General features: G+C 43.6%; 17 protein-coding genes and 1 tRNA gene. 9 read left to right on the forward strand and 9 right to left on the reverse strand.

All coding sequences use genetic code 11. The features are described from left to right. Positions 1–95: 95 nt before the first annotated feature. Together Q5691_RS10195 and Q5691_RS10200 are read left to right on the forward strand one after the other, a co-directional pair. Positions 96–1,550 carry a TerD family protein gene (locus Q5691_RS10195; RefSeq protein ID WP_333208953.1) on the forward strand — a complete coding sequence of 485 codons (1,455 nt, stop codon included), beginning with the start codon at positions 96–98 and terminating at the stop codon, positions 1,548–1,550. A gap of 81 nt (positions 1,551–1,631) precedes the next feature. Beyond that, positions 1,632–2,231, forward strand: a complete 600-nt coding sequence (locus tag Q5691_RS10200; RefSeq protein WP_333208955.1) for a TerD family protein — start codon at positions 1,632–1,634, stop codon at positions 2,229–2,231. Between the two features lie 144 nt (positions 2,232–2,375). On the opposite strand, the gene lysS is transcribed toward Q5691_RS10200, so the two are convergent. Beyond that, positions 2,376–3,929 (reverse strand): lysine--tRNA ligase, encoded by a 1,554-nt coding sequence (gene lysS / locus Q5691_RS10205; protein ID WP_333344712.1) that lies wholly within the window; start codon positions 3,927–3,929, stop codon positions 2,376–2,378. A gap of 170 nt (positions 3,930–4,099) precedes the next feature. Then, positions 4,100–4,378: a hypothetical protein gene (locus Q5691_RS10210; RefSeq protein ID WP_333344714.1), complete on the reverse strand. Its 279-nt coding sequence runs from the start codon at positions 4,376–4,378 to the stop codon at positions 4,100–4,102. A gap of 34 nt (positions 4,379–4,412) precedes the next feature. Here Q5691_RS10210 and tkt point away from each other — a divergent pair, with 34 nt between their 5' ends. From tkt to Q5691_RS10240, 6 genes are all read left to right on the forward strand, one after another. Next, the gene (gene tkt, locus Q5691_RS10215; RefSeq protein WP_333208959.1) at positions 4,413–6,428 is read left to right on the forward strand and encodes a transketolase; all 2,016 of its coding nucleotides are present in this window, start codon (positions 4,413–4,415) and stop codon (positions 6,426–6,428) included. A gap of 491 nt (positions 6,429–6,919) precedes the next feature. Beyond that, complete coding sequence (locus Q5691_RS10220) at positions 6,920–9,718, forward strand: PAS domain S-box protein (RefSeq protein ID WP_333208961.1); 2,799 nt, start codon at positions 6,920–6,922, stop codon at positions 9,716–9,718. 48 nt (positions 9,719–9,766) lie between these two features. Then, positions 9,767–10,213, forward strand: a complete 447-nt coding sequence (locus Q5691_RS10225) for a response regulator (RefSeq protein ID WP_333208963.1) — start codon at positions 9,767–9,769, stop codon at positions 10,211–10,213. Between the two features lie 306 nt (positions 10,214–10,519). Next, positions 10,520–10,672: a hypothetical protein gene (locus Q5691_RS10230; RefSeq protein ID WP_333056783.1), complete on the forward strand. Its 153-nt coding sequence runs from the start codon at positions 10,520–10,522 to the stop codon at positions 10,670–10,672. 91 nt (positions 10,673–10,763) lie between these two features. Next, the gene (locus Q5691_RS10235) at positions 10,764–12,266 is read left to right on the forward strand and encodes an ATP-binding protein (protein WP_333208965.1); all 1,503 of its coding nucleotides are present in this window, start codon (positions 10,764–10,766) and stop codon (positions 12,264–12,266) included. Between the two features lie 124 nt (positions 12,267–12,390). Continuing rightward, entirely contained in the window at positions 12,391–13,479 is a 1,089-nt protein-coding gene (locus Q5691_RS10240) for a response regulator (protein ID WP_333208967.1), read from the forward strand. Positions 13,480–13,583: 104 nt separating this feature from the next. Here the strand turns inward: Q5691_RS10240 and Q5691_RS10245 are convergent, their stop codons facing one another. The 4 genes from Q5691_RS10245 to Q5691_RS10260 all read right to left on the reverse strand — a co-directional run bounded on the left by Q5691_RS10245 (position 13,584) and on the right by Q5691_RS10260 (position 21,003). Then, the gene (locus tag Q5691_RS10245) at positions 13,584–16,190 is read right to left on the reverse strand and encodes a PAS domain S-box protein (protein WP_333208969.1); all 2,607 of its coding nucleotides are present in this window, start codon (positions 16,188–16,190) and stop codon (positions 13,584–13,586) included. Further along, positions 16,187–16,582, reverse strand: coding sequence for a response regulator (locus Q5691_RS10250; protein WP_333208971.1), 396 nt, complete (start codon positions 16,580–16,582; stop codon positions 16,187–16,189). The genes Q5691_RS10245 and Q5691_RS10250 overlap by 4 nt, the downstream gene beginning before the upstream one ends. 124 nt (positions 16,583–16,706) lie before the next feature. After that, entirely contained in the window at positions 16,707–18,143 is a 1,437-nt protein-coding gene (locus Q5691_RS10255) for a response regulator (protein WP_333208972.1), read from the reverse strand. Next, on the reverse strand, positions 18,136–21,003 hold the full coding sequence (locus tag Q5691_RS10260; protein ID WP_333344717.1) for a response regulator: 2,868 nt from the start codon (positions 21,001–21,003) through the stop codon (positions 18,136–18,138). The genes Q5691_RS10255 and Q5691_RS10260 overlap by 8 nt, the downstream gene beginning before the upstream one ends. A gap of 368 nt (positions 21,004–21,371) precedes the next feature. Between Q5691_RS10260 and Q5691_RS10265 the strand changes: the two genes are divergently transcribed. Continuing rightward, positions 21,372–21,444 (forward strand) — tRNA-Arg (locus Q5691_RS10265). A 302-nt stretch (positions 21,445–21,746) separates the two neighbouring features. Here the strand turns inward: Q5691_RS10265 and Q5691_RS10270 are convergent. From Q5691_RS10270 to Q5691_RS10280, 3 genes are all read right to left on the reverse strand, one after another. Beyond that, positions 21,747–23,363, reverse strand: a complete 1,617-nt coding sequence (locus tag Q5691_RS10270; protein WP_333169579.1) for a diguanylate cyclase domain-containing protein — start codon at positions 23,361–23,363, stop codon at positions 21,747–21,749. 5 nt (positions 23,364–23,368) lie between these two features. Continuing rightward, positions 23,369–24,124, reverse strand: coding sequence for an alpha/beta hydrolase (locus Q5691_RS10275; protein WP_333344719.1), 756 nt, complete (start codon positions 24,122–24,124; stop codon positions 23,369–23,371). 323 nt (positions 24,125–24,447) lie between these two features. After that, positions 24,448–24,828, reverse strand: coding sequence for an EAL domain-containing protein (locus tag Q5691_RS10280; protein WP_333344729.1), 381 nt, complete (start codon positions 24,826–24,828; stop codon positions 24,448–24,450). Positions 24,829–25,097: the final 269 nt, after the last annotated feature.

Consider the following 25,097-nt stretch of genomic DNA (forward strand, 5'->3'; position numbering starts at 1 on the left):
GCGATCGCTCCCAGCTAAATAAATCGAGGGGAAATTCGGAAGCAGGAATGTTTCCCTCGATTTTAAGCAATCAGACTCATGAGGTGATAAACCAGATGGGAATTCAATTAAAGAAGGGCGAAAGATTTAATCTTTCTAAAACATCTCCAAGTTTAACAAAAGTTGCGATCGCCCTGGGGTGGGAAATAGCAACTGAACTAAACTTACCGAACTCAAACCCGCAAAGCTGCGATATCGATGCCTCTGTTTTTGCATTAGGTGCGGACGGCAAGATTCCCGATGAAAGATACTTTGTATTTTACAATAACTCGCAGTCGCCGGACGGAGCGATCGCCCATTCGGGAGATAATCAAACTGGTCAAACTCAAGGGGATGACGAGACAATTGATGTAGACTTGGAAAAAGTAACGGCTGCTGTTGAAGAAATGGTTTTTGTGGTCACGATTCACGACGCACAAGCTAAACATCAAAATTTCAGCCAAATCAGAAATGCTTTTATCCGATTGTACGATCGCCAAACAGGCAGCGAACTAGCGCGGTATGATTTAACCGAAGCTTTTTCTGAAGAAACAGCAGTCGAGTTTGGACGGTTGTATAAAAAAGATGCAGCTTGGAGATTTCAGGCCGTAGGGCAAGGATATAAAGCAGGGTTGCAGAGTTTTGTTGATAAGTATCATTCTGAGATTCAACAGCAAGAAAAACCAGCACAACGTACAGTAGAATTGCCTAAATTACCAGTTATTGAAGATAGCCACAAAAGTCAGAAAGCTATAGCGTTAGACAAAAAGCTTGAGGAGAAAGCGCCGCACATTTTTAATCTCGCGAAGAAAGCCGATATCTCGCTCAAGAAAGCAAATCTCACAAATCACAATGCTCAAGTAGCGCTTTGCCTCGATATTTCTGCTTCTATGTCTTCCCTATACCGTTCAGGAAAAATTCAGCGTTTGGCAGAGAAGATTTTGGCTTTGGGGTGTCGGTTGGATGACAACGGATCAATCGACATATTTCTGTTTGGAGTCAACCCCCACAATCCCGGTGAAATGTCGATCGACAATTTCTCAAACTTCATCCACAATATACTGCAACCGTATCCTTTAGAAGGAGGTACTTACTACGGTAAAGTAATGAAAGAAATTAGAAATTTCTATTTTCCTGACGCTCGCGGTAGCAGGCGCTACGCAGCTATTAAAGCCGATCGACCTGTATACGTGATGTTTGTCACGGATGGAGCCACTGCTGACGAATCGGAAACCAAGCAGCAGCTACAATGGTCGTCTTACGAGCCGATATTTTGGCAGTTTATGGCGATCGGCAAGTCGCAGAAAGATGTCAAAAGTAAGGGAGCTCGCGGGTGGTTAGCAAGAGCCGTAGCGAGCGATTTTAGCTTTTTAGAACAGCTTGACGAAATGGGCGATCGCTACCTAGACAACGCCGATTTCTTCAGTTTAGAAGACCCAGAACATATTGCCGATGAGGAATTATACGATTTGTTGACAGCCGAATATCCACATTGGGTAAAATCAGCACGAATCAAAAATCTCTTACCCTAGAAACAGCTTTTGCAGCCAAACAAAATGCTAGCTTAGGGCAATCATTCAACTTCACCATAAACCTTACAAAATCTCAAAACTATGGCTATCAACTTGACAAAAGGGCAATCGATCGTTCTCAGCAAAAGCGAATACGACTTATCCAGATTGACAATGGGTTTGGGCTGGGATGTTGCCCAAGCTAAAAAAGGTCTTTTCGGTCGAAGCAGCGGTGCCAATTTTGATTTAGATTCCTACGCTATGCTGCTGGGAGAAAATGGCAAAATAAAGAACTACAAAGAGGATGTAATTTATTACTCTCATTTGGAGTCAAAGGACAAAACAGTTGTTCACTCAGGCGACAATCTCACGGGGGCTGGAGACGGAGACGACGAACAAATAGTGGTGAAACTGAGTTCTTTGCCAGCCGAATATAACAAAATTATTTTGGGCGTAAATATTTACGATGGAAAAGAGAGAAAACAGCATTTCGGCCTGGTACAAAATGCTTTCGTGAGGGCTGTAGATGCCGCCGGGAAAGAAATAGCTCGCTATCGCTTGTCAAATGACCCATCTTATGAAGGAAAATTAAATATGTTGATGGGAGAAGTTTATCGAGAAGGCGGCGAGTGGAAGTTTAAGGCTTTGGGAAATCCTTTGGCTGAAGATATGAACGGTGTTGTCGGTTCGTTTATGCGGTGATCTTAAAAATGTTGTTTTAACCGCAGGTAAACGCAGATAAACGCAGATGAAATTCCATCTGCGTTTATCTGTGTTAATCCGCTGATATCTGCGGTTAAAAAATCCCCATGTACTTATTAGACATCTGCAAAAAACCTACTCCAATCAATCTTTGATCGGCCGCATTGTGGGAAACATGACGGCATCTCGGATGCTTTGAGTATTAGTTAAAAGCATCACCAATCTGTCTACGCCGATACCCATTCCCGCACAATTAGGCATTCCCAAAGATAGCGCTTGGATAAAATCTTCATCCATTGGATGCGCTTCGTCATCGCCGGCATTTTTCTGCGCCAACTGTTCCTCAAACCGCTTTCTTTGCTCTTTCGGATCGTTCAATTCTGAAAATCCGTTCGAGTATTCTGTACCGTTGATAAACAGCTCGAAACGTTCTACAAATCCCGGCTTGCTGCGATGTCCTTTTGCTAAGGGACTGACTTCAACAGGGTAGTCGATGATGAATGTAGGTTGAATGAGTTTGGGAACAACTAATTTGTCAAAAACTGCATAGAGCACGTAGCCTAAACTCTGTTGTTCTAACTTAGACAGGTGCAATTCTAACTTGGTTGCAGAGTCGATCGCACTTTCCAAGTCCAAACTGTCAAAATCCAGCCCAAACTCGTCTCTGACAGCTTCTACCATCGTTTTCACTTGCCAGTGTTTCCCGCTGAAACCGGGATATTTTTCGCTGTAGTCGAACTTGCGTTCTAAACTAATCGTTTCCCCCTGATTTTCAATTTCTTTGACATCCCCAAATACCGCCGCCGCTGCGAAACACATCACGTCTTCGACTACTCCTAAAATGTCAAAAACATCAGCATAAGCTTGGTAAACTTCTAAAGAGGTAAACTCAGGATTGTGGGTGCTGTCAATGCCCTCATTTCTAAATGCTTTCCCTAGTTCAAATACTCGCTCGAAACCGCCGCAAATTGCTCTTTTTAAGAACAATTCGGGAGCAACTCGCAAAAACAAATCCACCTCCAAAGCATTATGATGAGTGATGAAAGGCTTAGCAGCAGCACCGCCATAAATAGCTTGCAGTGTTGGCGTTTCTATTTCGTAAAAATCCGCTTTCCAGAGATAGGAACGGATGCTTTGAACGATGCGGCTGCGAAGCATAAAACGGTTGAGCGCATCTTGGTTGCTTGCCAAATCCATTTCGCGGTGACGGCGGCAAACTTCGGGGTCGTTAATTCCATAATAAGAATCGGGAAATTGAATAGTAGCTTTTGATAAAAGCTTTAATTCCCTCACTAAAATAGAAAGTTCTCCCCTGGGGGTGCGGCAGCCGATACCTTCGACGCCGACAAAATCGCCGACATCGAGCAATTTTTTAATTTGTTCAAAGCTCAAACCGACTTCGCCGGTGACAATTGCTTTCTCGATTTTGAGTTGAATTTTGTCTGTGGCGTCTTTTAAATCGATGAAACCAATTTTGCCGCTGTCTCGCTTGGAAGTGATGCGGCCGGCTAATCGCAGGGAAATTTCTTCGGGGTCACTTTCTCCGTTTTGGAGTTCTTTTCCCGGCTGACTAAATATTTCGCGAACTTGTTGGGCTGTGTGCGATCGCGCGTAGGATTCACTGGGATACGGTTCTATGCCTTGCGATCGCAGTTCGTCTACTTTTTGACTGCGGACTTCGGCTTCACTGAGAGTCATTAGTTATTGCCTGATTAAAATTACAAATATCTGACATCTTGCACTATTCTGGCGATCGTGCGATCGGGCGTTGCTCAAAGCAACGCCCTACAAGAAAATTCACTCTTTGTGGAACAGGCATCTTGCCTGTTCGTGACAAAGCTGCAAGATGTCAGAAACACCAAACTCTATCATAACTGGGCGGCTTTGAGAGGCAATTTGCCAAATAAATAAGTTACATCCTCTCGTAGCCCGATCGCACATAGCCACACTCGCCCCAGAAATATCTCCGATAAAAATTTACAATCAACTGCACAAAGCGACCGAAACATTAAAAAATTAAGTTGTCTGTCGATCGCAACAGGTGAGATGATATGTAGTGCAGCCTCACGGCAGTTCCATCGAAACTGAACAGCAAAGACGATCGTCGATCGAACTCGGCTCATCGCACCTCTGTCAGAATCGACCACACACTCTCTCTCTTAACATATAAAAACCAGAATTATGGCTGTTGCAACGCAATCACTCGAAGAACTCTGCATCAACTCTATCCGCTTTTTGGCCATCGATGCGGTAGAAAAAGCAAAATCAGGACACCCGGGACTGCCGATGGGCGCTGCCCCTATGGCTTTTGTGCTGTGGGATCGGTTCATGCGGTTCAACCCCAAAAACCCCAAGTGGTTTAATCGCGATCGCTTCGTCCTCTCCGCCGGCCACGGCTGTATGCTACAGTACGCCCTCATGTACTTGACCGGCTACGATAGCGTCACCCTCGACGACATCAAGCAATTTCGTCAGTGGGAATCCAAAACCCCCGGACACCCCGAAAACTTCGTCACCGAAGGCGTAGAAGTTACCACCGGCCCCCTCGGACAAGGAATTGCTAATGCCGTCGGTTTGGCAATGGCAGAAGCTCACCTCGCTGCTAAGTTTAACAAGCCCGACCATAAAATTGTTGACCACTACACCTATGTCATCATGGGTGACGGCTGCCACATGGAAGGCATTTCTGGCGAAGCTTGTTCTTTGGCCGGACACCTCGGACTCGGCAAATTAATTGCCTTGTACGATGACAATCACATTTCTATTGAAGGCGACACAAGCTTGGCCTTTACTGAAGATGTGGGCAAGCGTTTTGAAGCTTACAATTGGCACGTCATTACAGTAGACAATACCGCTCTAGACGAAGATACTAACCTAGAAGCAGTTCACAAAGCTATTGAAGAAGCCAAAAAAGTCACGGACAAACCGTCCATGATTAAAGTCCGCACAGTTATTGGTTACGGTTCTCCTAACAAGCGCAATTCTTACAGTTCTCACGGTGCTGCTTTGGGTACCGATGAAGTGAAAGCAACTCGTGATTTCTTGAAGTGGGAACACGCACCGTTTGAGATTCCTGATGATGCTTTGTCACACTTCCGCAAAGCAGTCGATCGCGGTGCTCAATCTGAGCAAGAATGGCAGAAAGCTTTTGATGCTTATAAAGCAGCATATCCTGCAGAAGCAGCAGAATATGAGCGCAGCGTTGCCGGCAAACTTCCTGAAGGTTGGGATAAAGTTTTGCCGACATACAAGGCAGAAGATAAAGCCGATTCGACTCGGAATCATTCTGGAAAATGTTTGAATGCTTTGGCAGGTGTGTTACCTGAACTGATCGGCGGTTCCGCTGACTTGGCATCTTCTAACATGACTTTGCTCAAGGGTGAAAAAGACTTCCAAAAAGGTCAGTACGAAGGACGTAACCTGCGCTTTGGTGTGCGGGAACACGCCATGGGTGCGATCGCGAACGGTATGGTACTGCACGGCGGTTTAATTCCTTACTGCGCTACTTTCTTGGTATTTGCTGACTATATGCGGGGAGCAATTCGCCTCTCTGCACTATCGGAAGCTGGAGTTATTTATGTAATGACTCACGACTCCGTAGCCTTGGGCGAAGACGGCCCCACTCACCAACCCGTGGAAACCATCGCTTCTCTGCGAGTAATTCCCGATTTGTTGGTAATGCGCCCTGCGGATGGTAATGAAACATCCGGCGCTTACAAAGTGGCAGTTGAAAGCCGCACCCGCCCAACTTTAATGGCTTTGTCGCGCCAAAACTTGCCTAACTTGGCTGGAAGCTCGATCGAAGGAACAGCCAAAGGCGCTTACATTTTGTCCGACGACGGTGGCACTCCCGACATCATTTTAATCGGCACCGGCGGCGAAACCTACCTCTGCGTTGATGCCGCTGAAAAATTGCGCGCTGCAGGCAATAAAGTGCGCGTAGTTTCGATGCCTTGCTGGGAATTGTTCGACTTACAAGATGCCTCTTACCGCGAATCTGTACTGCCGAAAGCTGTTACTAAGCGGTTGGCAGTTGAAGCAGGTTCTAGCTTCGGCTGGGGACGTTATTTGGGTTCTGAAGGCGATAGCCTCAGTATTGACAGATTCGGCGCTTCTGCACCGGGCCCCGTTGCTTTAGAAAAGTTTGGCTACACCGTTGATAATGTGGTAGCTAAGGCTCAGGCGCTGTTGGGTTAATAGCAGCAGCATAATTTTTGGTGGGGCGGGCTTCGAGCTCGCCCCATTTTTTATAGAAGAAGGAAGAAGAAAAAGGAAGAAGGAAGAAGGAAGAAGGAAGAAGGAAGAAGGAAGAAGGAAGAAGGAAGAAGGAAGAAGGAAAAGGAAGAAGGAAGAAGGAAGGAAAAGCTAAAATCTAAAATCTAAAATCGGAATATTGGGTTTCACTTCGTTCTACCCAACCTAGAGCTCGCTACACATCGCGAATCATTGAGAATTGCTATATTAAGGCTTACGGAAGAAAAACCAGTTCCCTACGACAATATTCGGTTTGGCAATGAGGCATCTAGCCAGAAACGGGGTTTTTACCGCCCGGTGGGTCCAAGGCTGTATATTTCAAAAATTTGAGATAGGTTATAAGTCATTGGATTAAATTACCAATTACCAATTCCCGCTTACCAATTACCAATTACCAATTCTCGATTACCCATTCCCGATTACTCATTCGATTTATGATTTGGAATTTTTTAAATCAGTTGTTATTCACCGGGAATTATATTCCTCAAGGCTACTGTTACCTTTGGCAGCGAGAGCTAGTCGCGCTCCACATAGTGTCAGACTCTATCATTGCCCTGGCCTACTATTCAATACCCCTCTCGTTAATTTATTATTTTATCGGTCAGCGAAAAGACTTGCCCTTCCGCAACATCTTTTGGCTGCTTGCAGCCTTTATTATCTCTTGCGGCACTACTCATATAATGGAAGTTTGGACGCTTTGGCATCCTGTTTATTGGGTTTCTGGCATTCTAAAAATTATTACCGCCGCGATTTCTGGTTACACCGCATTTGCATTAATCCCTTTCGTTCCCCAAGCATTAACTCTCCTGAGTCCAACTCAATTAGGGATGATCGATTCAATACTGCAAAAAGAAATAATTGAACGCCGAGAAACGGAAGCTCGCTATCAAACTTTAACTGAAGCTTCGCCGGTGGGAATATTTTATGCAGATGCTGGAGGAGACTGCTTGTATGTCAACGAGCGCTGGTGTCAAATTTCGGGAATTACCTGTGATGAAGCTTTGGGCAAAGGGTGGTTGCAAGGCATTCATCCAGACGACCGCGATCGGGTTTTTTCTGAATGGTATAGCGCCGCGCATGAGAAATTGCCATTTAAATCTGAGTACCGCTTTCAAGGCATTCATCACACTCAAATCAGTTGGGTATTCGGTCAATCTGTCGGTCAAATCGGAGAAAATGGGGAGGTTAAAAATTATGTGTGTACTATTACTGATATTACAGAACGCAAGCAGGTCGAAGAGGAAAATCGACTGCTCAATGAAACTCTGGAGCACAGAGTTGCTGAGCGCACTGCTCAAATCGAAATTTCTAACCACCAATTGCAAAAAGAAATAGCCTACCGGGAAAAAATTGCGCTCACTTTGTTGGAATTGACGCAACTGCAAAATGCAATTCTTAATAGCGCTAACTACACAATTATTTCTACAGCTCCCGATGGTACAATTAAAACATTTAATCGGGCGGCAGAGCAACTTTTAGGTTATTCGCTAGAAGAAGTAGTCGGGAAAGTCACGCTAGCAATAATTCACGATCCTCTGGAGGTCGCTCAAAGAGCTGAAGTTCTTTCTCAAGAATTGGGAGTGCAAATAGAGCCGGGAATTCAAGTATTTTTTGCTTTGCCGTCCAGGAAAATCGCGGACGAAAATGAATGGACTTACATTCGCAAAGATGGTTCGCGGTTTCCGGTACTGTTGTCGGTGACTGCCTTATTTGATAGTAGCGGAAATATTAACGGTTTTTTGGGTATCGGTCAGGATATTAGCGATCGCAAACAAGCTGAAAAAGAGCTGCGCGACCTCACTAATGCCATGCAAAATGCGGTGGAAGGCATTTCGCGGCTGGATATTGAGGGACGCTACGTGAAGGTTAACCGAGCTTACGCTCATAAATGTGGTTACGAACCAGAACAAATGCTTGGCATGGAATGGCAGCTCACCGTACATCCGGGCGATGTTGAGATGATGCTCTCAGCTTATCAGGAAATGGTCATTTCTGGCAAAGTAGAAGTAGAAGCTAGAGGGGTCCGCAAAAATGGCTCGTTTTTTTACAAGCAAGTAACAATGGTAAAAGCTTGGGACGAACAAGGAATATTTAACGGCAACCACTGTTTTATGAAAGATATCACCGAGCGCAAACTAACTGAAACAGCTTTGCAGGAAAGTGAATTCAAGTACAGACAAATAGTTGAATTAGCAGAAGAAGGCATTTGGGTAATTGATAGTAATGGTCTCACGACTTATGTGAACCACGCAATGGCGCGAATGCTCGGCTATAATGAATTAGAAATGTTCGGGCGATCGCTTTTTGATTTCATGGACAAAGCGGAAGAACCACAAGCTATTGATAATGTCGAGCGACGCAAGCAAGGTATTCGTGAACAACACGAATTTAAATTCAAAAGCAAGGATGGCAAAGATATTTGGACTGATATGTCTACCAGTCCAGTCATGGACTCCCAGGGTAATCTGCTGTCTTGTTGCGCCTTGGTTTACAATATTACAAGCCGCAAAGAAGCAGAGCAGCAAATGCTGCAACTTACAGAAGATTTGAAGCGTTCCAACGAGGAATTAGAACAATTTGCTTATGTGGCTTCCCACGATTTGCAAGAACCGCTCCGAGCCGTTACCAGTTACACTCAATTGCTTGCCCAGCGCTATCAAGGAAATTTGGACGATCGCGCAGATAAGTATATTCATTATATTGTCGATGGCGCCACGAGAATGCAGCAGTTAATTAACGATTTGTTGGCGTATTCACGTCTGGGAACGAGGGGTCAGGAGTTTGAGCAGGCGGACTGCAACGCTGTGGTTAAGCAAACTATGTGCAATTTGCAAATTGCGATCGCCGAAACAAAAGCTGTAATCACCTGCGACGTGATGCCAACCGTGATGGCGGATGAATTTCAACTGGTGCAATTATTCCAAAATTTGGTCGCCAACAGCATCAAATTTTGTCGCCAAGATATTCCGTTGATTCATATCGCTGCCCGTAGGCAAGAGAACGAATGGGTGTTCAGTGTCCGCGATAACGGCATTGGCATTGATCCGCAGTATGCCGATCGCATTTTTATCATTTTTGCGCGCCTGCACTCCCGCCGCCAATATTCCGGTACTGGCATAGGTTTGGCGATGTGCAAGCGCATTGTTGAACGCCACGGCGGTCGGATCTGGGTGGAATCTCAGGAGGGAAAAGGAGCGACTTTTTACTTCACTATTCCTATAATTAGTACCTGAAGCCTCAAAATTCAATTCTGTTTTTATACTCAAAGGGATACGCCGGTTATGAGCGATCGAAGCACTGTTAGACCTATAGAGATTTTGCTGATTGAGGATTCTCCCAGCGATGCGGATTTGGCAAGAGAAGTCCTCAGTCAAGGTAAAATATTGAATAACTTGCATTTTGTGGAGGATGGAGTCGAAGCAATCAAGTTTTTGCGCCGAAAAGAACCCTATCTCAGGGTACCTCGTCCCGATTTGATTTTGCTCGATTTGCATCTGCCGAAAAAAAGCGGTATTGAAGTGCTAGAAGAAATTAAAACTGACCCAAAGTTAAAATTAATTCCTGTAGTGATTCTCAGCACTTCAGCAGCTCCCGAAGATATTTTTAAGTCATACTCGCTCCACGCCAACTGTTACATAACAAAACCGGTAGACTTCGTAGAATTTACTAAAGTAGTGAGGTTAATCGAGGAATTCTGGCTGGCAGTCGTCAAACTTCCTCTAAATTAAACGAACAGATGCTTTGCTTATGAATGCTCTAAAATTTTTTAACCTAGGAAATTATGCTGGTGGATGATTTGCTCAGCGAGGCTGAATGGGGTTTATAAAAGCTGGCTACCAGCCAATCTTTAACAATTTGCATAAGAGTAGGAAATATGGTAATAGCAATAAATTTATGGAATAAAGAAGGCTTTTCTGTTAGGGTTTGCGTCCCGATTTAATTCTGCTGGACTTAATTTTGTATAAAAAAACGGTTGGTAAATATTGATATAAATTAATTCAGCACTCAAGTTAAAAATGATTCCGGTGGTAATTATGACAAAATCCATAGCCGATGAAGAGATTCTCAAGTCTTATGCCCTGTCAGCCCGGTGCTACATCACTAAGCCTATCGATTTTAGTCAAGTCGCTAAGCTGGTGAGATGGATTGAGGATTGGTGGCTGGTGGTGGTGACAGTTCCCAAATAATAATTTTCAAGTTGAAAATGGCAAGGGAAAGCAAAAAAGTTTAACCTAAGATTGGTAGAGTAAAAATTTTACAGTCAAAAACGTCTAAGCTATGTGGATTAAGATTCTGTTAGTAGAAGACAATCCTGCTGATGCTGATTTACTTGCAGAACTGTTAGAAGTATCTGTGGGCGTCGAGTGGGAACTGGTGTCTGTTGAGTTCCTGCATGAGGCGATCGCACAACTGTGTAAACAACCCTTTGATGTCGTTTTGCTCGACCTTTCTTTGCCCGACAGCCGCGGTTTGGAAACGCTAACTCGCCTGCGAGAAGTTGCTCCTGATGTGCCAATGGTGGTAATGACAGGCTTGGATGATGAGGCGATCGCCCTCGAATCAGTTCGCTTGGGAGCTCAAGACTATATTGTTAAAGGTCAAATTACTACTCAATTATTAGTGCGGACGATCCGCTATGCGATCGAACGTTCTCAAACATTTCAAATGCTGCGGGAAAGCGAGCGCCGCTTTCGGGCGATTTTTGACTCGTCGTTTCAGCTAACCAAGCTGCTGACTCCCGAAGGAATTGTGCTGGAAGTCAACGAGACAGCCCTCGATTTTGCCGGATTGCGATCGGAGGGTATTGTCGGCCGCCCGATTTGGGAAATGGCGATTTGGGCCCAGTCGCCACAGGTTTCCGAACAATTGCAATGCGCGATCGGCAAAGCAAGTCGCGGCGAGTTTTTCCGCAGCGAAATCGACTTGTTAGGCAAAAGTGGTCAAATCATGACAGTTGATTTCTCACTGAAACCTGTTAAAAATGAGACAGGAAAAATTTTGCTGCTGATAGCGGAAGCCCGTGATATTAGCGATCGCAAACGAGCAGAAGCGGAAATTCTCAAAGCCCTCGCACGAGAAAAGGAACTTTCAGAACTGCGAGCTAAATTTGTCACAATGGTTTCCCACGAGTTCCGCACACCTTTGACAACCATCCAATTTTCCGCTGGATTGCTGCAAGATTACAGTTCTCAGTGGGCCCAAGATAAAAAATCTACTCATTTTGTGCGGATTCAATTAGCAATTAAACGCATGACAGAGTTATTAGAAGATATCCTCGTAATTGGCAAAATCGAAGCCAATACTTTGCAGTTTCAACCGATTTCCTTAAACCTCGAAAAATTTTGCCGTCAACTGGTAGAAGAGCAGCAGCTCAACGACAGCAACCAACACCCGATCGCCTTTCAATATGAAGGTGGCAACTGCGAGGCTCAAATGGATGAAAAACTGTTGCAGCAAATTTTGGGAAATGTCCTCTCAAATGCCATCAAATATTCCCCCGTAGGCAGTCCAGTTTCTTTGCATCTCAACTGTCAAAACAACGAAGCTGTGTTCCAAGTTCAAGACCAGGGCATCGGCATTCCCCAAGCCGATCGAGAGCGGATATTAGAAACTTTTTACCGCTCTCCAAATGTCGGCACTATTTCGGGAACAGGTCTCGGTTTAGCAATTGTGAAGAGGGCTGTGGAACTTCACGGCGGAAAACTGGCGATCGATAGTCAAGAAGGAAAAGGCACAACTTTCACTATTACCTTGCCTTTAATTTGCCCTCCCCATCAATAACAACTGCATTATCAACTATACATATCCGTAATTTAACGATTAATTAACTCTCTAACAAACAAACTTATCAAGTATCTGAACCCAGATTTATCCCACAAACTACTAACTAAAAGGAGCTATCACCATGGCTAAGATTTTGGTAATAGAAGACGAAGAAGCGATTAGAGAGAATATTTTAGAGTTGCTGGAAGCCGAGAATTTTGAAGGAATAGGAGCAATTAACGGCAAACTCGGCATCAAATTGGCGATCGAACAAATCCCTGATTTAATTTTGTGCGACATGATGATGCCGGAAGTAGACGGTCACGGCGTCCTCAAAGCTTTGCGTTCGGAACCCTTGACTGCCACAATTCCGTTTATTTTCCTCACAGCAAAAGCCGATAAAGTTGACATTCGCACGGGCATGGAACTGGGAGCTGACGATTACATTACTAAGCCATGTACGCCGCAAGAACTGCTAAAAGCCATTGCTATTAGACTAGAGAAACAAAAAACAATTAGCCGACAATCTCAAAAGACGCTAGACGAATTACGCACTAATATTAGTATGTCGCTGCCCCACGAATTGCGGACTCCTTTGAATGCAATTCTGGGTTTTTCTGAGCTGATTTTGTCAGAATATCAGGTCTTAGAGGAAGCAGATATCTTAGAGATGATTGGTCAAATTCAAACTTCTGGTCATCGCTTGTATCGACTCATTCAAAACTTTTTGCTGTATGCAGAACTGGAGATAGCAGCTACAAATCCCGAACTGTTAAAGGAGATGCGTAACAGCGAATTTAGCTGTGTAAAATCTTTGCTGAGTCAAAAAGCGCGCCAGCAAGCAAAACACGCGAATAGAACAGACGATTTACAATTAAACTTGCAAGATTCCTCGGTTGCTATTGATTCTGTCAGACTCGCAAAAATTGTTGAAGAACTATTGGACAATGCCTTCAAATTTTCTTTAGAAGGAACGCCTGTTTTATTAAGCACTTTCGTCGAAAATCAGACTTTTATTCTGTCTGTCAAAGACCAAGGCCGCGGCATGACTACCGATCAGATTTCACAGCTAGAAGCTTACAGGCAGTTCGATCGCAAACTTTACCAACAAGCAGGTTTGGGATTGGGCCTGGCGATTGTTCAACTACTTGTAGAATTACACGGAGGAGAATTTAAAATAGAAAGTTTGCCGCAGCAAGAAACCATAGTTTGCGTTTCCCTGCCTGTCTAAACAATGATTATACCAGTTTCCAAAAAGAATACAACTGTAGGTAAACTCCCAACTCTTATGGCATAAGTCATTCCCTATTCTCAAATCTAAACTCTCAAATGGTATTATGCAGGAGCGATCGCTTCTTTCAGACACCGCTGCAGATAAATTTGAGCTACCTTATCATTAGGGTTGATTTCCAAGCAGGCCGAAAACCATCTTTTAGCTTCGACACACTTGTCACTATTGTAGAGTACCAAAGCTTGCTCAAAGATTGTCTTGGTCTCTAACTTTTTCTGTCGTAACTCTGGCGGATCGGCCGCAAATACTTCATAAATTGTTACCATTCGCGATTTGCCTTTAACTGCTACGCGATCGATCAACCTAAAATCATAAATATCGTTCAACTGTATAAAAGTATGGTGAGTAATTAACATGGAAACTCCATACTCTTTTGTCAAAGTTTCCACACGAGAGGCTAAGTTTACCGCATCGCTAATCACTGTGCTGTCCATCCGACTTTGGCCACCAACCGTGCCTAACATCAAAGAACCCGTATTGATTCCTATGCCAATTTGCAGCGGCGGGCGATCGGGTCGATTGCGACTAATATTATACTCATTAAGCTCTTCTAGCATTGCAATTCCAGCTTTCACAGCATCATCCGCACTGCCATCGAACAGCGCCATAATCGCATCGCCCATGTATTTATCAATAAACCCAAAATTATTAGTAATTGCCGGTTCCATTCGCGACAAATAACCATTGATAAATTGAAAATTCTCTTCGGGATTCATCCTTTCAGAAAGAGAAGTGAAATCGCGGATATCTGAAAACAGCACCGACATTTCTTTCTGTACCTGATCGCCTAATTTGACTTCCAGAATACTTTCATATCCCAGAAAGTGGAGAAATTCGTGCGGCACAAACCGCCCGTAAGCATCTGTTAAATTTTCTTCTGCTGCTAAAGCTTTTTGTAACTCGTCTGTGAATTGGCGGCGTTCGGTTTCTACCTCTAGACGTTCCGTGATGTCTTGAAAAGCGGCGATCGCGTAAACTATGTTTTTCCGTTCATCGTAGATTGGAGTCGCCCAAACCTCGATCGGCACAATCCGATCCGACCCATGAACTTCTAGATCGTCCATACGCACAAATTCTCCCCGCAACGCCCGAACAATCGGTTGGCTATCCCTCGGATACAATTGATTAGTTGCAGCGTCGTAAAAATGATAAGCTTCAGGAAATTGGTCAGTACCCCCATCAAAAATTAAACCTTGGGCTAGTATCCTTTCCCCCCAAGAATTCATGTAAAAAGGTTTCCCCTTACCATCGACAACAAATATTCCCACTGGCATCGCTTCCAGGAATTGAGTCAATCGACTTTCGTTTTCTGACAGTGCCTCATTTAACTTTTCTTCGGCTGCCAAAGCTTTTTCTAAATCATTAGTAAACCTGACTCGTTCTACTTCTACCTGTCTTTGCAAACTAATATCCTTAGCAAAACCCTGATAGTAAAGCACTTCACCGTTAGCATCATAAACGGTGCGCGCATACTCAGAAATCCAGATAATGCTGCCATCTCGACAGTAAACCTGAGACTCAAACTCACACAGAGTACCGTGCTGTTTCATCAGCGCCAGAAACTCTTGACGGCGGTTAGGTTCCACGTACAATTGCTGCTGAATATCATTAATACTTTCTATCAATTCTGATGCGGAATCGTAGCCGTAAATTTCCGCCAGAGCAGGATTCGCACTGATAAAATGTCCGTCCGGAGTCGTCTGAAAAATACCTTCTAGAGCATTTTCAAATATCCCGCGATACTTCTCTTCAGCTTGAATTAACGCCGCTTCAGCTTCCTTGCGTTCAGTTATGTCACTAAAAGCAATAATCGCATAGGAAATGTCGCCTGTAGAATCATAAATTGGAGTTGCCCAACTCTCTACAGGAGTAATTTTATTAGCTGTACGAATTTCTACACCCTCAGTCCGCACATTTTCGCCCCTAAGTGCCCGCATAATTGGCAATTCTTCCACTGGGCATCTCTGATTAGTCCCGGTTTTATAGAATTGATAAATAGCTGCTTTTTGCTCTGAATTAATATGTGGCACAGTGCCTTTGCCAAATACCTCCCGCGCCTTCTGATTAGCGTAAAAAGATTGCCCGTTTGCATCAAGTACACACACGCCCAATGGCATAGCTTCTAGATACTGTGTCAAGCGACTTTCGTTTTCATGGAGTTTGGCAATCAGCATCGCCTGCTTGCGGTTTAATTTTATCAACTCCTGATTCATTTCCTGAAGTTCTCTTTGTTTTTCAGCTAATTCTTTATCTTGAAAATATCTATATATTGCCTCAGTTACAGTTAATTTTAAGTCATCACATTGCCAAGGTTTAGGTATATATCGGTACAATTTAGCATAGTTAATAGCATTGGCTACCGCATCCAAATCAGCTTGCCCCGTCAGCATGATCTTGAGAGTGTTCGGCGAGATAGCATGAACGCTCCTTAATAGTTCGTCTCCTTTCATACTAGGCATGATATGATCTGAAATCACCAAAGGAACTTCATACTGTTCTGCTAAAAGTTCGGACAGCAACTCTAAAGCTTCTTCGCCACTTTGGGCCGTTTCAATTAAATATTTATCTTCAAAGGCTTTTAGCAGGTCTATTTCCAGACTATCGAGTATAGTCTGCTCATCATCGACACAAATAATCACTGGTTTTTTCATAAATTTGCTAGACCAGACTTAATCGCTTCAATTAATTCTTGATTTTGCCAAGGTTTTTCTATGAAAGCATGAAGATTTGCTTGACTTTTTGTGCGCTCTATTGCTTCTTGGTCTGCTTGTCCTGTCAGCATCACTGTCACAATTTGCGGATATTTTTGATGAATTTTAATCAGCAACTCATCTCCTTTCATTCCGGGCATCAACCAATCAGAGACAATTACTAAAATGTTAACCTCAGCTTCACATAGCTCTTCAATAATTTCCAGGGCTTCGGCAGCACTTTCAGCAAATTCGCAAAGATATTTACCGTTAAATGCCTGTTGCAGTTCAATTTCAAGACTTTCCAACACTCCTACTTCATCGTCCACACACAAAATTGCTGATTTAGACATCGCTAGTTTCCTTCTTTAGTGTGGCAGGGTGCACCCCATGGGCAGCACACCGTTTTCCAAATTCTACATTCTGCGCGGGTAGACTGCAAATTTTCGCCCCCGACTTCAGTCTCCGGCGCTTTACCTACTCAGTTAAATTAATCGGCAAAGACACGGTAAATGCTGTTTTACCGGGCATCGACTCCACATCAATTTTACCCTGATGTTTTTCCATTATTTTTTTGACAATATCCAGCCCCAACCCGCTGCCTTCTCCCGCAGGTTTGGTAGTAAAAAAAGGCTCAAAAATTTTTGGAATAATCTCTGGTTGCATCCCTTTACCGCTGTCACTAATTTTTACCAAGACGCTGGTATCTTGTTGTACCACGTCAATTGTTAAAGTTCCTTGATTGTCCATCGCTTGTAAGGCATTGTGAATTAAATTTGTCCAAACTTGATTGAGTTCGTCGGGATAACACAGTACCACAGGCAATTGATCTTGATAGTTTCTGACAACTTCCACACCCTGCTTGATTTGGTTTTGATAAAGAGTTAATACAGTTTCAAGTCCATCCGTAATATTCACTTGTATTTTTTCCCCATTTATATCGTAACGCGCATAATTTTTCAGGGCAAAGACGACTTTTGCAGCGCGTTCAGTAGCGGTAGCGATGGTTCGGGCGCTTCTGTGAATGCTAGCAAAGTCGTAGGCTGTTTTGATAATATTTTCGCTGTCAGGATCTTTGAGCAACGACAAGAATTCTTGCAGATTTCCTTGCAATCCGATATTGACTAAAATGCTAGCAAGGCTGTCATAATTGTCAATGCCTTCCGACTCTAGTTGCTGCTTCACGTCTTTTTTCAATACCCGTTTTTCTCTAGTAGATAAAGAGTAATTTTGTTGGCTAGAACTGTACATCAAACGCAAGAAATCTTGCTGGCGTTCTGCTGACAGTTCTTTAAAAAAAACTGGCAACTTTTCTAGATTGTTATCCAAAAAGCTGGTAATATTTCCAATAGACGACCGAATCGCCCCCAACGGCGTATTAATTTCGTGAGCAATGCCCGCAATCAGTTGCCCTAATGCCGCCATTTTTTCCGATTGCACTAATTGATTCTGAGTAGCTTGCAGTTGGTCTAAAGTAACTGTAAGTTCATTGTTTTTCTGTTGAAGTTTTTTTCGCAACTGGCATATTGCTAAATGGGTTTCTACCCTCACTAGAACCTCTTCCACCTGAAAGGGCTTGGTAATATAATCTACCCCGCCCACAGCAAAGGCTTTGACCTTATCAAGTACGTCATTAATCGCGCTAATAAAAATCACCGGGATGTCGCAAGTTCGTTCATCAGCTTTGATTTTTTCGCACACTTCATATCCATTCATTTCGGGCATCATAATATCCAGCAAAATCAAATCGGGAGGCATACCTTTTGCCGCCGAAAGCGCTAACTCGCCGCTAGGTACCGGGCGCACTTTATAGCCCTTGCTGTTCAAAATTCCGGCTAGCAGCCGCAAATTAGCTGGGGTGTCATCAACTACTAAAATATTACCGCGATCGGTGCTAGGAATGTCGTTATTCATGTGATATTGCTTGAGATATTAGCTTTAAAACTTTGTCGTACTCAAAATTTTCCATACAATTTGCGATCGCACCTGCCGTTACTGCATCCTTTAATCGAATTTGCTCTATCAAGGTATCAATTAAATCCATATCTGCATTCAGTATTGCTAGCTTTAAATCAGCTACCAGTGAATCAGGCAATTTTACGAAATCAGCCGCACTCATAGCGCGATCGCCTTCTTTGATTGCCGATAAATTAGTTAAACCCAGCTCTTCATAAATATAGCGCACTCCGATATGTTTGTGCATCGCATCAAAAATATCGGCTTCCCGGAAAGGCTTCCTCATAAAAGCATCGCAGCCCGCCGACAAAATAACTGCTCGTTCTTCCTCCAAAACGCTCGCTGTCAGCGCAATAATCGCAGTAGCTTGACCTTTAATAGTACCTTTAATGTATTGCGTAGCTTCGTAGCCGTCCATCACAGGCATTCTCATGTCCATCCAAATTAGATGCGGTTCCCAACTATCCCAAATCTCAATAGCTTCTTGACCGTTAGTAGCTTCTTTTAGTTCAAAACCAAGAGGAGAGAGGATTTTAATTAACAGTTGGCGATTGAGCTGTTTATCGTCTACTATCAAAATTCGATAGGTGTGTTGGTTGGGTGCCAAGGCAATAACATTCCGGCTCGGTTTTGGGCTTTCAATATCAGCCGGATCGACCGCAATAACTTGAATGTCAAACTTAAAATTAGTTCCCGTGCCAACAGCAGAACAGACGCTCATTTCGCCGCCCATTAATTCCACAAATTTGCGACTGATTGGCAATCCCAAGCCGGTACCTTCTTGCGAATCTTTGCCTGTCTTGGTTTGCACGAAAGGTTCAAAAATATCGTCTAATTCATTGATAGCAATACCGGAACCAGTATCCTCGACTTCAAAATGAAGGAAGAAGGAACAGGTAGAAGCTGCATCGTCATCTGGGTTTGCAATAATCTGGTTGCTGGACGGACTGACTTGAGATATTTTAACACCATTAATAGCGGAACTTTTTGTATTTTTTGATACTTTCGACTGCTCAAAGTTTCCCCCTTCTGCCTGCTGATTTTTGCCGAATGACTGCTTCCCAACTCTGACCGCTATACCGCCCTCATCGGTAAACTTAAGAGAGTTATTGAGCAGATTAATTAAGATTTGCCGCAACTTTAAATCATCAGTTTCTATGTATTGTGGCACATCGGGGCTGCGGTCAAAAACCAACTGCAAGTGCTTGTCATCTGCTTTGAGCTGAAACATATCTTCCAAGTCGTTTAGGAGGCGATAGAGGTCGATTTTATGGGGATTGAGGGTGGTGCGCCCCGATTCAATTTTAGATAAATCCAGCACGTTATTAATCAGGGTAAGGAGGTGTTCTCCGCTGCTCCTAATTATGCTAATATTTTCTTGATTTTCGGGGGATAGAGTTTGGCTGCGAGTCATCAGTTGGGAAAAGCCGAGAATTGCATTGAGAGGCGATCGCAATTCGTGGCTCATGTTAGCCAGAAAGGTGCTTTTAGCTTGATTTGCTACTTCCGCTTTGTCTTTAGCTACAGCCAATTCTGTCGTCCGCTCTTGTACTCTGTTTTCTAAAGTTTCAAAAGATTGTTGCAGTTGTTGAGCCATACTGTTAAATGACTTTGCTAATTCCCCCAATTCGTCAGAACGTTCGCTTTGTACTGTTTTATCCCATTCACCTTTAGCAATATTTTTTGCTGCTGTATTTAAGCTCAGAATAGGATTTGTCACCCACTGAGAAGTCAGAATGCCAATTACCACAGCTACTCCTAAAGCTGCGAAACAAAGCAAAACCGCTGTGCGGGTATTGGCATCGATTTCTTTGGTGAAATCTGCTTCGGGAACAACTACGACAATCAGCCAGTCTAAACCTTTGCCGTCTTGGAACGGCAAGACTTTTAAAAAATGTCGCTTGTCATCTATTTCAAAGCTCAATAACTCGGATTTTTTAATTTGGTCTAAATTTTTAAACTTTGCCGTCAAATATTTAGCTGTCGCTTGAGTAAAGGGGTTGCTGCTTTCTTCCACTTTAAACAATTGTTTTTTATTATCTTTGGTGCGAAATGGTTTTTCGGTGGTGGAAGTTGCTAACATAGTACCCTGGCGATCTATAATAAATGTTTGACCGGATTTGCCAACTTTGAGACTGTTAAGAAATCTCCCAAGATGGTCTAGACGCAAGGCAGTAAATAAGACTCCTTCTAGCTGATTTTTGTCGCTGTATACTGGTTGGAGAGCGCTGATAATTAAGGTAGGCTCTAGTAAGGAAACAAAAACAGAACTCCAAGTAGGTTTGCCGACTTTTACGGCTTTTTTGTACGCAGGATGTTGCCGATTATCATAGTTTTTGGCAAGGGTGGTAACTGTAGTGCGCTCGCCGAGAGCGTTCGTATTGTAAGAATCAAAATTTAACCCAGTAGATGTTTCTATCACATTAATGATTCGGGAGCCGTTAGAGAGTTGTTCACCGGCTCTATAATCTCCCTTATCGTTGCCAACGGAGGTAAAATAGATATATGGATATAATTGTACTTGCCGCCAAAGATATTTCTCCCAAGCTGATAAGTTTTCCATCTTTAACAAGCCGAGCTTGACAGCATCCAGCTTGGTTTGATTGATTTGATGGGGAGTAGTCAGGTAAACTTGCAGGTTTTGCTCGACACGCAAACTCACCTCACTCATTAACTGACTGGCAAGGTTATTAACTGCTTTTTGTCCGTTTCTAAAAGACAGATATCCTACGAGTCCCACGGTTCCCACGATTTGCAATACAAATGGAACTATGAGAACAGTTCGCAGCGGTAATTGGTCTAAAATTTTAGCAACCATAAGATTGAGGGGTTTGGTGAACTTAGTCTACAACCGTCTTTGCAGAATCTGTATTAACAGCAGCACCATTTATTTACTGCCGCTTAGCTAGGAGGAATTGATGCGGGCTATTTTAGCTGTGGTAGATGCTCGACCCCGATCGAATGTGAACCTAATGTTTGCTCGATTAAAGTCTATTATTTTACCCATTGTCGTATTATTGTTACCATTTAGCTAAAAGTTGCAGTCTCTGCCTGCGAGAATAGGCTGATATTCGATCGCACGGGCGAGTTTAATCCGCATGGGTCAAGCGGTTTGGAGGCCTGCCAGGAAATTTGCGATCGGCACTCGCCATTTTCCGCAAGACGTGTTATACTCTAAAAAGTCGAGGGCACGTAGCTCAGTGGATAGAGCATCAGGTTCCGGTCCTGAGGGTCGGGGGTTCAAATCCCTCCGTGCTCATTTTATATTTATTTTGTGGAGTAAGGGTTTCAGGTTAATTGTATTACCGATACTCCTATTTTCCGCTCAAATTTCGCTCCCATCTGTTCCAAGTATCTCCAAAACCCCCTCCATATCTGCCAAGTTTGCGCCGGACTTTTTACGTCTGGCTTTCAACTGGTTGAGCAGGTCGGCTGGCTCTGGAAATTCTGCGACGGTCGGAGCGGAGTTTTCAAATAGCTCCGTACTTATTTAAATTTATAAAATGACTGATTTTGAGAGACCGGGGACAAATTTTTACCCTCGGTCTCAATTATTGTGATTTAAGCGCCAGTGTCAAAAATCGAATCGCCCCTGTAGTCGCCTATCGCGGACTGATTCCGCCCCTGTTCCTTAGCACGGTACAGTGAACGATCGGCGATCGCAATTAAGTCAACCGATGATAGTTCCGAAATCGGAATCAAGTTGGCGATACCCATACTAATAGTAACTACATCGCTCACATCAGAGGTTTTGTGAGGAATATGTAAAGCTTGAATAGCAGCGTGAATCCGTTGGGCCACCGAACTCGCTCCTTCAAGATCAGTATTAGGCAAAATGATGGCAAATTCTTCTCCGCCGTAACGCGCCACCAAATCCGCTGGACGGTACACCACCTCTTGCACAGTCTGAGCAAGTTTGAACAGACAATCATCCCCCATTTGATGACCGTAGCAATCATTATAACGTTTGAAATAATCCACATCAAACAACAAAAGAGAAATAGGTTTTTGTTCCCGGTATAGCCGCTGCCATTCATGCTCTAAGCGGTCATTAAAACAGCGGCGATTAGCAATTTGAGTTAACCCATCAATATTTACCACTTGTTCTAAGAGGTGAGTAGCGCGGGCTAGTTCTTCGTTAGAGAGTGCCAGTTGCTGATTAATTTCTCTCATGCGCGCTTGGGCCTGCTGCCTTTCTGCCAATTCCTTCTGTAACTTCTGAAAAATATCCGCTTGCTTAATGGCGATCGCTAACTGATTAGCAATTTGTTTAACAAGGTCAACTTCAAATTCTTCCCATTGCCGAGGAGCAGAACATTGATGAATACATAACAACCCCCACAAATCTTGTCCATTGAGCAACGGCGCAACTAAATTAGCCCGAACCGGAAATTGTTTCCAAAGAGCGCGGCAACAGTGTTGAAGGTCAATCTTATTGATATCTTCAACTACCTGCATTCTCCATTCTTTATATGAATCAGGACCTTGTTCACCACCACACGGGTCGTTAAATTGATTTCGGCTTACCAATTTACATCCTTCGCCTACGGATTCTGAAACAAACTCACCATATCCAAATTTACTGTCAGGATCGAACTTAAATATGCCAACGCGCTCGGCATCCAGAAACAGGCGAATCTCCTGCGAAGCAATCTCAAAAATTGTAGACAAATCAAGAGATTGACGGATGTGTTGAGTAATCTCTTGAAGTAATATAGCCTTGTCGTACTGTTGCCGCAGAGCAATTTCCGCTTGCTTTTGGGCGAGAATAGCTGCCTCTGCTGCTTTTTTGGCTTTAATAATTTCACCTTCGTATAGGATACGCTGGCGGATACAGATCAAGATGCAATTGTTGACGAAGCTTCCCCCCTTCTCCCGACGCACAGCGTTGATCAGCATAGGTATATCACTACCCTGCTTTGACCTTAATGAGAAGTAAATTTCCTCTACTTTACCGTCGAGCTTCAACAGGGGGAAGAAATGGGTTTGAAAAAAAATCCGGCTGGCCATTGACAGAATGGAGTCCATTTTGCGTTCCCGCAGTTCATCGGTTTCGTATCCGAGTAATTGCAGTAATGTGGCGTTGACCATTACGATCGTACCATCGTCAGCAAACGAGAGGAATCCACAGGGTGACGTGTTGAGTAGCTCGTCTATCTGGTAGGTCATGTTTGCCATACAAATCAGGTAGTATGAGGTACACTCAAATACTCCTTCATCATCTCGATCGTCTCTTGTGGATGACTCAGGTGCGGGCAATGTCCCGTAGCTTTCATCAGCCGTAGCGTACTTTTAGGTAGGTGGCGGTGGAGGTAATCCCCTACCTCGGTGGGAGCAATCACGTCATCAGCGCATTGCAATATCAGTGAAGGTACTGATACCTTGGGTAAATCACTGCGATTGTCAGAGTAAAAAGTTACCTCGGCAAAGCGACTTGCAATCACTGGATCAGTCGAGCAAAAACTTGTCTCAAGTTCCTCACTTAACTCAGGACGATCCTGATTCTGCATCACCATTGGCGCGAGAAAGCTTGCCCAACCAATGTAATTTTTCTCCATGATATCGAGCAGATCCTCAATATCTTTGCGCTCAAACCCTCCGTAATAATTTGGTAAATCATTGATGTAGCAGGGTGAAGGCCCTAGGAGAATCAGGCGCTTAAAGTAATGAGGAGCTTGAATTGAAGACAGGATGCCGATCATACTGCTGACCGAATGACCGACAAAAATCACATCAGTCAACGCCAATTCTTCACAAATATCGAGGACATCCTGAACATAGCCATTGAGGTCGCTGTACCGTTCATAACTGTAGGCACTAATATCAGACTGTCCCGAACCTACATAATCAAATAGGATGATTTTGTAGTCCTTCTCGAAAGCCGGTGTTACGAAACGCCACATATTTTGATCGCACCCAAATCCATGAGCAAACATCATCGTCTGGGTGCCTTGTCCAAACACTTTTATATTATTCCGTAAGAAAAATTTTTTAGTCATTTGATCGACACGAGCATTAAATTAATTATAAGACTTTGGCGCGCTTTTATGAGGGAGAATTGATGATCCCACATAGTGGTGGACAACAATTCAGGATATCGGATTAATTGAATTGCAAACTCAGCAATAGCCGTCTTCCTCAACATATAATGCAGCCGAATTTCCTAGGCGCTAGCTTGTAACTATTCCCATTGCGCTGGGGTTTCCATTCCTTCGGCAATTGTGCTCGATTTAAGCCATCTGGGATTACAACTATGGGTTTGTTAATTCCGCGCTCGATCGCTCGGAAGGCTGGCTAAATCGCGGACAAGTGAAAGATCAATTTTGAGCGACTTCATCAGAAAATTTTTCCACTTGTTAAAAGCAGCATAGTCAGGTCCAAAATCATCCACAAAAATCCCAATACCACGCTTTGATAATTGGCTTAAAACATTGTATGTAATGTCAAAATTAAGCATCATTGTCGTTTCGGTAATCTCTAGCCCTAGATATTTCGGCTTCATCTGGGTGCGCTCAAGGATGCGATCGCTCTTAGCGATTAAAGTCGGTTGGCTGAGTTGACGTGCCGACAGATTCACCGCGATATTAGGCAGAATTAGTCCTGCTGCTAGCCACTGCTGATATTGCCAAGCTTGCTCTAAAATCCATTTGCTCTTCGGGCAAAATCAATCCAGTTTTTTCGGCAATGGGAATACATCGATGGCGATGAATCCAACCTAGTTCAGGAGAATACACTCCTAGTATAACTTTAACACCAGCAAGGTTACCTGTTTGCCAATCGAGCTGAGTTTGATCATACAGCAAGTATTTGCTTTCCAAGCACAATTCAAGAGATTTACGATCGCCAGGGTATTGGATTTGGCCCAAGTTATTGTTGCTGTGTAAAAACTATAGGTATTGGGTTATAGAGGCA

Origin of the sequence: Microcoleus sp. w1-18aA5 (assembly GCF_036701705.1) — a bacterium.
Lineage (GTDB): Bacteria > Cyanobacteriota > Cyanobacteriia > Cyanobacteriales > Microcoleaceae > Microcoleus.

Excerpts from the sequence above, each read along its gene's own strand:
- Q5691_RS10195 (WP_333208953.1), top strand. The coding sequence starts at position 96 with ATGGGAATTCAATTAAAGAAGGGCGAAAGATTTAATCTTTCTAAAACA.
- Q5691_RS10200 (WP_333208955.1), top strand. The coding sequence starts at position 1,632 with ATGGCTATCAACTTGACAAAAGGGCAATCGATCGTTCTCAGCAAAAGC.
- lysS (WP_333344712.1), bottom strand. The coding sequence starts at position 3,929 with ATGACTCTCAGTGAAGCCGAAGTCCGCAGTCAAAAAGTAGACGAACTG.
- tkt (WP_333208959.1), top strand. The coding sequence starts at position 4,413 with ATGGCTGTTGCAACGCAATCACTCGAAGAACTCTGCATCAACTCTATC.
- Q5691_RS10220 (WP_333208961.1), top strand. The coding sequence starts at position 6,920 with ATGATTTGGAATTTTTTAAATCAGTTGTTATTCACCGGGAATTATATT.
- Q5691_RS10225 (WP_333208963.1), top strand. The coding sequence starts at position 9,767 with ATGAGCGATCGAAGCACTGTTAGACCTATAGAGATTTTGCTGATTGAG.
- Q5691_RS10230 (WP_333056783.1), top strand. The coding sequence starts at position 10,520 with ATGACAAAATCCATAGCCGATGAAGAGATTCTCAAGTCTTATGCCCTG.
- Q5691_RS10235 (WP_333208965.1), top strand. The coding sequence starts at position 10,764 with ATGTGGATTAAGATTCTGTTAGTAGAAGACAATCCTGCTGATGCTGAT.
- Q5691_RS10240 (WP_333208967.1), top strand. The coding sequence starts at position 12,391 with ATGGCTAAGATTTTGGTAATAGAAGACGAAGAAGCGATTAGAGAGAAT.
- Q5691_RS10245 (WP_333208969.1), bottom strand. The coding sequence starts at position 16,190 with ATGAAAAAACCAGTGATTATTTGTGTCGATGATGAGCAGACTATACTC.
- Q5691_RS10250 (WP_333208971.1), bottom strand. The coding sequence starts at position 16,582 with ATGTCTAAATCAGCAATTTTGTGTGTGGACGATGAAGTAGGAGTGTTG.
- Q5691_RS10255 (WP_333208972.1), bottom strand. The coding sequence starts at position 18,143 with ATGAATAACGACATTCCTAGCACCGATCGCGGTAATATTTTAGTAGTT.
- Q5691_RS10260 (WP_333344717.1), bottom strand. The coding sequence starts at position 21,003 with ATGGTTGCTAAAATTTTAGACCAATTACCGCTGCGAACTGTTCTCATA.
- Q5691_RS10270 (WP_333169579.1), bottom strand. The coding sequence starts at position 23,363 with ATGGCAAACATGACCTACCAGATAGACGAGCTACTCAACACGTCACCC.
- Q5691_RS10275 (WP_333344719.1), bottom strand. The coding sequence starts at position 24,124 with ATGATGTTTGCTCATGGATTTGGGTGCGATCAAAATATGTGGCGTTTC.